7 protein-coding genes and 1 pseudogene are annotated in these 9,749 nt (G+C 73.2%); 3 read left to right on the top strand and 5 right to left on the bottom strand.

The genetic code is table 11. From position 1 onward, the window contains the following. Positions 1–73: 73 nt before the first annotated feature. Together ACFWOG_RS36315 and ACFWOG_RS36310 are read right to left on the bottom strand one after the other, a co-directional pair. On the bottom strand, positions 74–1,120 hold the full coding sequence (locus ACFWOG_RS36315) for a transglycosylase SLT domain-containing protein (protein ID WP_380363643.1): 1,047 nt from the start codon (positions 1,118–1,120) through the stop codon (positions 74–76). A 239-nt stretch (positions 1,121–1,359) separates the two neighbouring features. Next, the gene (locus tag ACFWOG_RS36310) at positions 1,360–2,241 is read right to left on the bottom strand and encodes a helical backbone metal receptor (protein WP_380363641.1); all 882 of its coding nucleotides are present in this window, start codon (positions 2,239–2,241) and stop codon (positions 1,360–1,362) included. A gap of 132 nt (positions 2,242–2,373) precedes the next feature. On the opposite strand from ACFWOG_RS36310, the gene ACFWOG_RS36305 reads away from it, so the two are divergent. The 3 genes and pseudogenes from ACFWOG_RS36305 to ACFWOG_RS36295 all read left to right on the top strand — a co-directional run. Continuing rightward, entirely contained in the window at positions 2,374–3,465 is a 1,092-nt protein-coding gene (locus tag ACFWOG_RS36305) for an ABC transporter substrate-binding protein (protein WP_329950851.1), read from the top strand. 3 nt (positions 3,466–3,468) lie between these two features. Next, a complete protein-coding gene (locus tag ACFWOG_RS36300; RefSeq protein WP_355401417.1) occupies positions 3,469–4,548 on the top strand; it encodes an iron ABC transporter permease in 1,080 nt (359 codons plus the stop codon). Next, positions 4,545–5,336, top strand: a pseudogene (locus tag ACFWOG_RS36295) (ABC transporter ATP-binding protein); the annotation flags it as partial. The gene ACFWOG_RS36300 and the pseudogene ACFWOG_RS36295, both read left to right, overlap by 4 nt. 206 nt (positions 5,337–5,542) lie before the next feature. Here ACFWOG_RS36295 and ACFWOG_RS36290 read toward each other — a convergent pair. From ACFWOG_RS36290 to ACFWOG_RS36280, 3 genes are all read right to left on the bottom strand, one after another. Then, positions 5,543–6,559 (bottom strand): isocyanide synthase family protein, encoded by a 1,017-nt coding sequence (locus ACFWOG_RS36290; RefSeq protein WP_329950849.1) that lies wholly within the window; start codon positions 6,557–6,559, stop codon positions 5,543–5,545. A 108-nt stretch (positions 6,560–6,667) separates the two neighbouring features. Further along, on the bottom strand, positions 6,668–8,068 hold the full coding sequence (locus tag ACFWOG_RS36285; RefSeq protein ID WP_380363638.1) for a cytochrome P450: 1,401 nt from the start codon (positions 8,066–8,068) through the stop codon (positions 6,668–6,670). Positions 8,069–8,123: 55 nt separating this feature from the next. Beyond that, positions 8,124–9,560: an MFS transporter gene (locus tag ACFWOG_RS36280; RefSeq protein WP_329879072.1), complete on the bottom strand. Its 1,437-nt coding sequence runs from the start codon at positions 9,558–9,560 to the stop codon at positions 8,124–8,126. Positions 9,561–9,749 lie beyond the last annotated feature (189 nt).

Genomic DNA, 9,749 nt, shown 5'->3' with positions numbered 1-9,749 from the left:
GCTTCCACCGGGCCCTTCCGTCGTCCGTGCCGCCGCCGTACCGCTTCTCCGCGGGACGGCGGCCGGAGGAGCGTCAGCCGGCCTTGTTCCAGGGCTGGCTCGCCATCAGCGCCTTGACGTTGGCGACGTAGCCCGGGTTGGGAATGACCAGGCTGCCCGTGGTCGCGCCGGTGGCCGGGTCGGTGACGGTGTTGTAGTGGACGTTGCCGGCGCCCGCGTTGTAGGCGGCGATGACCAGGTCCAGCAGCGGGGCCTTGCCGGTGGCCGCGTCGGGGGAGAGGTCGTACTTCCCGCCGAACGAGGAGTCGCCGTAGTAGGCGATCAGCCAGTCCAGCAGCTGGGTGCCGAGTTGCACGTTCCCGTTCAGTGTCTTCGGGTCCGAGGCGGTGCCGAACTTGCTGTTCATCCAGCTCACGGTGGCGGGCATGATCTGCATGGTGCCGATGCCGCCGTCGCAGGCGAGGATGCCGGACTGCCAACCGCTCTCCTGCCAGGCGATCGCCTTCACCAGGTTGACCGGGAGCGGCGGGAGCTTGTCGGTGCCGCCGTTGCTGAGGAACAGCGTCCGGGACGTGCCGGCGGCGGTGGTGAGTGCGGCGGCGACGGCTTCCTTGGGGTCGTCGGGCTGGGGCTTGGTCGGTGTGCAGCTGCTCTGCAGCGGCGGGACGTGCGGGGTCGCGGGCGCGGGCGGCGGCGGGGGCGCGACGGGACCCGGCTTCGCGGTGGGTGCCGGGGCGGCTGCGACGGCGGCGCCGGCCGGCGGCGCGACGGGCGCGGCGACGGGCGGTGCCTGCGGCGCGGGTGTGGTCTCGGCGGGCTTGGCGCTGCTGGGCTTGGCAGCGTTCGCCGCCGGGCCGGTGCTCGGCGACCGTGTGGCGGTCGGGCTCGGCTTCGCGGACTTGGACGCCGTGCCGTGCGGCGACGGGCCGGTGCTCGCGCTCGGCGTCGTCGGAGTGGACGCGGTCGCGGACGGCGAGGTGCTCGGCGAGACGCTCGGCGTGGGGGTCGGTGTCGCGGACGGCGAGGCGTCCGTGGTGGCCGCGGCCGGTGTCGCGGACGTCCCCGTGGCCCGTTCGTCGGCCTGCTTGGTGCCGCATCCCGTCAGGAGCGCGGTGGACACGGCTGCCGCCGAGACAGCCACCAGCGCTCGCCGTGACGCGTTTCCGCGCACGGCACCCACCCGTACCGCACCCCCCCGTACTGCACTAACCCGTACCGCACTCGCCCGTACTGCACTCACGTGCTTCCGTCCCCCCGTACATCACCGGCCGATCCGGTGAGAAGCCGACATCGTACGACGACCCGATCGTCCGATTGTCAGGTGGGGAGGCGGCGTTCGAGCCCTGCCGCCGCGCCCGGCTACTGCGGCAGCGCCCGCGCGAGTCCGGCGGTGAGCACCTCCGGCGCCTCCACCAGGGACGGTCCGTACCAGGTGAGGTGGCGACCGCTCACCAGGGCGACCGGAAGGCCGGGGAACGCCTCCGGGCCGTCGTCGGCGGTGAAGCGGTAGGGCTCGTCGGGAAGGACCACCAACTCCGGCCCGGCGGCCAGCAGGTCGGGCAGCGGGACGGCGGGGTAGCGGTCCGGACCGTCGGCGTGCAGGAGCCGGACGCCGAGCCGGCCGAGCAGGTCACCGGCGAACGTGTCGCGGCCGAGCACCATCCAGGGGCGGCGCCAGATCGGCACGACGGCCGGGCGGGGCGGACCGGGCAGGGGCCGGACCGCCGCCCACGCGGACTCGGCGGCGTCCAGCCACCCCGGGCGCGGCAGGCCGCAGCCGACCGTCAGCAGCCGGTGCAGCGAGTGGATCGCCTGGTCGAGCGTGCGGATGTCGGTGACCCAGACGGGCAGACCGGCCGCGCGCAGCGCGTCCAGGTCGGGCCGCCGGTTCTCCTCGTCGTTGGCGACCACCAGGTCGGGAGCGAGTGCCACGATCCGGGCCACGTCGGGGTTCTTGGTGCCGCCGATCCGGGTGACGGCCAGGTCGGCCGGGTGGCTGCACCAGTCGGTGGCACCGACCAGCAGACCGGGGTCGGTGGCGGCGAGCGCCTCGGTGAGCGAGGGGACCAGCGACACCACCCGCCGGACGGGTGCGGGACCGAGCGGAACGGTCAGACCCAGATCGTCGACCGGCACCGTACCCGCGGGCGCCGCTCCGGCCGACGCCGCGTCAGCAGGTCCCGTGCCCGCCGCTGTGGAGGGGGCGCCCGCTGAGGTCCACGGGGCGGAAGGGGAGGTCATCGCGCCACCCTAGACGTATCCGGAGCCGCCCGTCCGGGCAAACTCGTGGGAACCGCTCGGGCACCACGGCCGACTACCTGGTCCGGGTTCGTAGGACGGGCCCGAGCACGACCATTGACCAGGAGAGTTCTGATGCGCCCTCGCGTGTTCTGCGGTATCGCGGCCGCCGTCGCCCTGTTCGCCACCGCCTGTTCGAGCGACGGCGGAGGAAGCAGCGACGGTTCGAACGGCGGCGGTAGCGCACAGGCGACCGCCGCCGGCGCGTTCCCGGTCAAGGTGGCCGACTGCGCGGGCAAGGAGACCACGGTCAAGCAGGCTCCGAAGAAGATCGTCACCACCGACGCGGCCGGTCTGGAGATGCTGCTCCAGCTCGGCGCCGGCGACCGCGTGATCGGCACCGGCTTCCCGCCCGGCAAGGGAAGCCTGCCGGCCGCCGTCGCCGAGCAGGGGGCCAAGGTGCCGGTGCTCGGCGACGCCCTGATCCCCAAGGAGAAGCTGCTCGGCTCCGGTGCCGACCTCTACGTCGACACCTTCGGGCCGATGCCGATGATGGGCGCGGCCGGTGCCGGACCGACCGAGGAGGAGCTGAAGGCGGTCGGCATCCAGCACGTCCTGCTGCTCTCCACCGCGTGCGCCGGCACCCCGAAGGCGGCCAAGGGGCCCCGGACCGACCTCTCCGAGATCGAGAACGACATCCGCCGGCTCGGCGCGGTCACCGGGACCGCCGCCCGAGCCGAGGAACTGGTCGCCGCCATGGAGAAGCAGATCGGTGAGGTGCGAACCGCCACCGCCACGATTGCCGAAGCAGAGAGGCCCGGCTACTTCCTCTTCGACTTCGATGCCGGTACAAAGCAACCGATGGCTGTCTGCGGCAAGCAGGTCGCCAACGCGGTGATCACCCTGGCCGGTGCGCGCAACGTGTTCGCCGACTGCGACGCGGACTTCCGGCCCGTCTCCTGGGAGGACGTGGTGGCGAAGAACCCGGACTGGATCCAGCTCGCCGTGCGCAACCGCGGCAGCGAGGAGGCCAACCGTAAGGCCTTCGACGAGGCCGAGGCCTACCTCAAGGGCTTCCCGGCCACTCAGGGGCTGAAGGCCGTCCAGGAGGGGCACTTCCTGCGGATCGGCTCCGAGACCACCACCATCGCCGGGGTGCGCAACGCCGACACCGTCCGGCAGATCGCCGCCACCGTCCACCCGACGCTCGTCAAGAACGGGCAGTAGGCCGTGGCGTCGGCCACCGTCGCCGCCCGGCGCAGCCGCAGCCGTGCGCTGCGCGCCGGGCCGCTGGCGGCCGTCCTCACCGCGGCCCTCGTCGTGGCGCTGACCGCCGCCGTCTCGCTCGGCTCGGTGGACATCCCGCCCGGCGAGGTCTGGTCGGTGGTCGGCCGCCGGCTCACCGGGCAGAGCCCGGCGCCCGGCACCCGGGACCTCATCGTCTGGCAACTGCGCGTCCCCCGCGCCCTGCTGGCGGCCATGGTCGGGGCCGGGCTCGGCCTGGTCGGCACCGCCGTACAGGCGCTGGTCCGCAACCCGCTCGCCGATCCGTACCTGCTCGGCATCTCCTCCGGTGCCTCGCTCGGCGCCGTCGCCGTGATCGTCCTCGGGACCGGTCTGGGCCTGGAGATGAGCCTCGGGGGCGTGGCCGGGCTCACCGTCTCGCTGGCCGCCTTCCTCGGCGCGCTCGCCGCGTTCTCCCTGGTCTGGCTGCTGGCCAGGCGCGGCGGCGGGTTCTCGCCGCTGCGCCTGGTGCTGGCCGGCATCGGCATCGGCCAGTTCCTCACCGGCCTCACCAGCTACCTGGTGCTGCAGACCGGCGACGAGCAGCAGACCCGGGGCGTGCTGTTCTGGCTGATGGGCAGCCTGAGCGGCGCCACCTGGGGGCAGCTCGTCGTCCCCGCCGTCGCCGTGGTCCTCGGGCTGGCCGTGCTCCAGGGCCGCGCCCGGGGGCTCAACGCCATGCTGATGGGCGACGAGACGGCGGCCGGTCTCGGCGTCGACGTGGTCCGGCTGCGCCGTGAGATCTTCGCGGTGACCAGTGTCCTCACCGGTGTCCTGGTCGCCGTCTCCGGTGCGATCGGGTTCGTCGGTCTGATGGTCCCGCACGTCTGTCGCCTCCTGCTCGGCGGCGACCACCGCCGCCTGCTGCCGCTCTCCGCACTGACCGGCGCGGTGCTGCTCGTGATCGTTGACCTGCTCGCCCGGACCGTGCTGGACGGCCAGGAGGTGCCGATCGGCGTGGTCACCGCCCTGCTCGGCGCGCCCACCCTGCTCTACCTGCTGGACCGACGACTGGAGCGGAATTGAGAATCGCGGTCGAGGACCTGAGCGTCACCCTCGCGGGGCGGACGGTGGTCTCCGGCGTCCACCTGGTCGCCAAGGAGGGTGAGATCGCCGGCCTGGTCGGTCCCAACGGCAGTGGCAAGTCCAGCCTGCTGCGCACCGTCTACCGGCACCTGAAGCCGAGTGCCGGGCGCGTCCTGCTGGCGGGCCGGGAGCTGTCCGGGCTGACCCCGGCGCAGTCGGCCCGGCACATCGGGGCGCTGCCGCAGGAACGCGGCGGGGACTTCGAGCTGACCGTCCGCGAGGTGGTGGCGATGGGTCGAACCCCGTACAAGAAGGCGTTCGCCGGGGACGACGCCGAGGACCACCGGCTGGTCGACGACGCGCTGGTCCGGGTCGGGATGGCGGACGCGGATCACCGGCGGTTCGCCCAGCTCTCCGGTGGTGAGCGTCAACGCGTCTTACTGGCGCGGGCGTTGGCCCAGCAACCGGACGTCCTGGTGCTGGACGAGCCGACCAACCACCTGGACGTCCGGCACCAGGTCGAGCTGCTCGCGCTGCTGCGCGAGCAGCGCCGTACCACGCTGGTCGCGCTGCACGACCTGAACGCCGCCGCCTCGGTCTGCGACCGGTTGCACGTCCTGCACCGCGGGACCCTGGTGGCGTCCGGGACGCCGAGGGACGTGCTGACCGCCGAGCTGCTGGCCGAGGTGTTCGGGGTGCGGGCGGCGGTCGTCGAACACCCGCTCACCGGTGACCCGTTGATCGCCTTCGACCACCGTACGCCGGCGGGCGCGCCCGGCCGTGGGGCCGCGGACCTCGGCAAGGCGGGCCCGGCGGACTCGGACCTCGTGGCCCCGGTCGCGCCGTTACCCCTCGCGGCAACGGCAACGGCATCGGTGGGCGCAGGGGCGAGGTGGAAGCCGGGCCGGAAGTCGAACCGGAAGTCGGCTCTGGAGCCGAGCCTGGAGTCGAGCCTGGAGCCGGGGCCGGCGACGCTGCCGGCCCCGGCTGAGCCTCAGGAGGTCTCGTAGTGGCTCGGCCGGCCGTTGCGCTCGACCAGTCGGCCGACCTTCGCGGCCTCCTCGCTGCGCATCAACTCCCAGCCGCCGTCCTGGCGGTGGAGCACGGAGGAGTGCCACGGGGTCATCCACACGTCGGAGTGCTCCAGCAGCCGGATGCCGAACTTCAGCACGCCGGCCTTCTGCGGGTGGATGGAGAGCCGGAACGACCGGGGGTGCTGCTCGGCGATCAGGTCGCCCCAGGCGCGGCTGCGCTGGATGACGCCGTAGGCGCGGGCGCGGCAGTCGCGCTGCAGGGCGGACTTGGTGCCCTCGAAACCGAAGGTGTCCTCGGTGAGGAAGCGGGTGATGCCGCGATAGAGCTTGGCCGTCTCCTCGTCGGTCAGGATCTGCTCGCGCAGCTCCTCCTTGGTCGGCGCGTACTTCTCGTGCACCCGGGCGCGCTTCTCGTCGAAGGGCAGGTCGCCGAGGACGGCCCGCAGGTCGAAGGTGGCGAGGTGGGCGAGACCCTCGCGCTCGATCATCGCGGTCAGTGCGTCGGAGTACTCGTCGATGTGGTCGTCGGGGACGTGGATCAGGTCGCCGAAGATGTGCCCGTCCGAGCAGATCAGGATCTGCGCGCCCGGCTCGTAGAGCTTGCCGATCTGCTCGCAGAGCCCGTTGAGGAAGGTGAGCGAGAGCCGCTCGCCCTCGTCGGGCAGGTGGCTGAGCACCTTGGCGAGGTTGGGCGACTTGCACGGGAAGCCCGGCAGGGTGAACAGGATCGGGTCGCCGGCGGTGATGAAGTCCGCCAACTGCTCCAGCTGGAGCGGGAAGTCTTCGGGCGTGGTGTCGATCTCCGGGTCGGAGGCGCGGCGGTGCGGCAGCAGCAGGTCGACGATCTCGGCGGAGATGCGGGCGACGGTCTGGGCGTCCGGTGCGGTGTACCCGGATCCGGTGTCGCCGGTCCGGGTGCTGCCGGACTGGGCGTTGCTGGGCTGGGAGTTGCTGGTGACAGTGCCGGCGGACGGCATGCTGGTCCTCCACGGAACGGTGTACGGGCTTCGGGCAGGCGGAGCCACGCCCCGGCGACGGTCGCCGGGACGCTGTGGTGGATGCCGGACGGTGCTGGGGCGGACCGGTCAGGACCGCTTGTCGTAGGCGACCGGGAGCCGGTTCACCCCACGGGCCAGGACGGCGGGCACCCAGGCGAGCGAGTCGATCTCCTCGCCGTCGGCGGCCGACGGCCGGAGGCCGGGCAGACGGGTGAGCAACGTGCCGATGGCGATCTGGAGTTCGGCCCGGGCCAGGGACGCGCCGGGGCAGAAGTGGATACCGTGGCCGAAGGCCATGTGGGCGTTGGGGGAGCGGTCGAAGTCCAGGACGTCGGCGTCCGGGAACTGCTCCTCGTCACGGTTGGCGGCGTTGAGCGAGATGATCACCGAGTCGCCGGCCGGGACGGTGGTCCCGTGCAGGTCGCTGTCCTCGGCGAAGAACCGCCAGGTGGTCAGCTCGAACGCGCCGTCGTAGCGGAGGAGTTCCTCGATGGCACGGGCGAGCAGCCGCGGGCCGGCGGCCTGGTCGCCGTCGTCCGCGGTGAGCGCGGTCCGCAGCCGGTCGAGCTGCTCCGGGTGGCGCAGCAGGGTGATCAGCATGGTGGTGATCTGGTTGGTGACCGGCTCCTGGCCGGCGACCAGCAGCTGGAACACCATCGAGTCGAGCTCCTCGGGGCTCAACTCGCCGGCGTCGCACGCCGTGACGAGCCGGCCGAGCAGGTCCACGCCGGGTCCGGCGGGGTCGTAGGTCGCGCGCTTGTGCGTGACCACCTCGGCGATGTAGTTCTGCAGGCCGTGCAGCCGGCCCTCGTACGCCGGTCGGCCCGGGTCCTGCGGGCCGACCGGTTGCACCACCTTGCCCCAGTCGCGGTCGAAGCGGACGGCCAGCTCCTGCGGCAGGCCGATCACCTCGGCCAGCACCCGGAACGGGTAGTGGGCCGCGAAGCCCGCCACCAGGTCGGCGCCGCCGGCCGGGGCGGTCTCCGGCAGTTCGTCGATCAGGGCGTCGGCCAGCTCCTGGATGCGCGGGCGCAGCGACTCCACGCGGCGCGGTGAGAAGGCGTCCAGGACGAGCCGGCGCATCGTGGTGTGCTTCGGCGGGTCCTGGTGGAGCAGGTGCACCTGGAGCTGCGAGTGCTGCGGCTCCGGCATGATCGAGGCGAGCGTGAGCCACTCCTCGTTGCCGAGGTCGTGGTTCTTGCCGAACCGGGGGTCGTTGAGCGCCTCGTGCGCGGCCTTGTAGCCGGTCACCAGCCAGGCGCCCACACCGCTCGGGAACTTCACCCGGTGCACGGGGCCGGCGGCGCGCATCTGCCGGTACAGCGGATAGGGGTCGCTCTTGTACTCCGGCCCGTACAGCGGGACCGGATCGGGGAGCTCGTCGTAGCCGAACGGGCAGCGCGACGCGTCGGCGGCGGGTGCCGTCGACGTCGTCTCTGCCGCGCCGGTCTGGCCGGCCGAGGCCGGGTCGTGGACGGTGTCGGTCATGCGGGTGTTTCCTCCGGTCGGGATCTGTGGTGCGCAGGAGGAGGTGCGACGGTGGTCACACTCTGCTGCGGATCGTCCGGTTGGTGCTGGTGGTGCCGGTGGTGCTGTCGCCGCCGGTGGCTCCGGCGGCGCGGTGGTGCAGGGTCAGGAGGACGACGGCGAGGGCGGTGAGCAGTCCGGCGAGCAGGAGCCCGGCGTGGATCCCGGCGACCTCGGTGGTGCCGTAGAGCGTGGCGGCGGTCCCGAGCGCCGGGCCGAGCGCGAACCCGAGGCTGCGGGCGAGCTGGACGGCCGAGCCGGCGGTGGCCATCTGCTCCCGCGGGGCGGAAGTCATCACCAGGGCCTGGACGGGGCCGCCGTTGAGGCCCATGCCGATGCCGGCCACTGCCAGGCGCCAGGCGATGTCGGCCGAGGACCAGCCGGTATCCACCGGGACGAGCAGCAGCAGGCCGAAGGCGGTCACGGCGGCGCCGGTCAGCGCGGTCGGGCGGGCTCCCCAGCGGTCGGCGAGCCGTCCGCCGAACCGGCCGGCCACCACCATGCCGAGCGGGAAGGCCAGCATGGTGACTGCCGTTCCGGTCGCGCTGACGCCGTCGTCCCGGCGCAGGTACTGGGCGAGCAGGTAGTGGTTGGCGGCGAACCCGGCGGCCAGCGCCAGCACCGATCCGTTCACGGCGGCGGTGCCGGAGGCCCGCATGACGGCCGCGACCGGCTTCCCGCCGGGCCGGCGCAGCCAGAACAGCGTCAGCGGCACGGCCGGCAGCAGGAGCAGCAGCCAGAGCGGGGCCTCGGGCGCCAGGGTGAGGCCGAGCAGGACGGCGGCCACCGCCGAGCCGATCAGCGCGGCGTCGCCCAGGGTGCTGCGGTCGGGCAGTCGCAGGCGCCCGCCGAGCGGGGCGTCGCGCCGGGTGATCAGCCAGGCGGCCAGACAGATCGGCAGCTTGACGAGGAAGATCGCCCGCCAGCCGACGTGGTCCAGCAGCAGGCCGCCGATCACCGGGCCGAGGACCGCGCCGAGCGGGCCCAGGGTGGCGGGCACGCTCATCGCGCGCCCGCGCAGCTCGGGCCGTACGGCGGTGGCGGCCAGTACCGGCATCAGGACGAACAGCACCGCGCCGAACGCGCCCTGGGCCAGCCGGGCGGCTATCAGCCAGCTCGCCCACGGTGCGGCGGCGGCCAGCGCGCTGCACAGGGCGAAGCCGCCGAGGGAGAAGAGCAGCGCGGAGCGGATGCCGACCTGGTCGAGCCACCGCCCGGCGGGAAGCAGCAGGGCCACCAGGGGGAGCTGGTAGCCGAGCACGGCCCACTGGGCGGTGGTCGAGGAGACGTCGAGGGCGTCGGCGATGTCGGTGAGCGCGAGGTTCACGACGTTCATGTCGAGCATCGCGACGAACGAGATCAGCCCGGCGGCCAGGACCAGGCTCCACCGGTCCTCCGACCGCGCCGGGTCGTCACCCGCCTTGCTGGTGGCGGGCGACTGCTGCGCTGCCATGGGTCATCCTCCGTCCGTTCCCCGTGCCGTCCGGACACCACCTCGGCGGCGGTGTCCGGTACAGCAGTCGGAGGCACACGAGGGTGAGTTCCGAACAGGTGAGGGATTTTTATGACTTGGCCGGATCATGGCGATCGTGGCCGATCTTGTCCGCCCGGGGGCCTCCGGACGCGCCGGAGGGCGGCGCAC

Origin of the sequence: Kitasatospora sp. NPDC058406, assembly GCF_042722765.1 — a bacterium.
Taxonomy (GTDB): domain Bacteria; phylum Actinomycetota; class Actinomycetes; order Streptomycetales; family Streptomycetaceae; genus Kitasatospora.
The sequence above is the reverse complement of the archived record's forward strand: the minus strand, read 5'-3'. Positions and strand labels throughout refer to the sequence as shown.

What these genes read in the sequence shown, in the direction of transcription:
- ACFWOG_RS36285 (WP_380363638.1), bottom strand. Translation starts at nt 8,068, where the DNA reads ATGACCGACACCGTCCACGACCCGGCCTCGGCCGGCCAGACCGGCGCG.
- ACFWOG_RS36310 (WP_380363641.1), bottom strand. Translation starts at nt 2,241, where the DNA reads ATGACCTCCCCTTCCGCCCCGTGGACCTCAGCGGGCGCCCCCTCCACA.
- ACFWOG_RS36280 (WP_329879072.1), bottom strand. Translation starts at nt 9,560, where the DNA reads ATGGCAGCGCAGCAGTCGCCCGCCACCAGCAAGGCGGGTGACGACCCG.
- ACFWOG_RS36305 (WP_329950851.1), top strand. Translation starts at nt 2,374, where the DNA reads ATGCGCCCTCGCGTGTTCTGCGGTATCGCGGCCGCCGTCGCCCTGTTC.
- ACFWOG_RS36290 (WP_329950849.1), bottom strand. Translation starts at nt 6,559, where the DNA reads ATGCCGTCCGCCGGCACTGTCACCAGCAACTCCCAGCCCAGCAACGCC.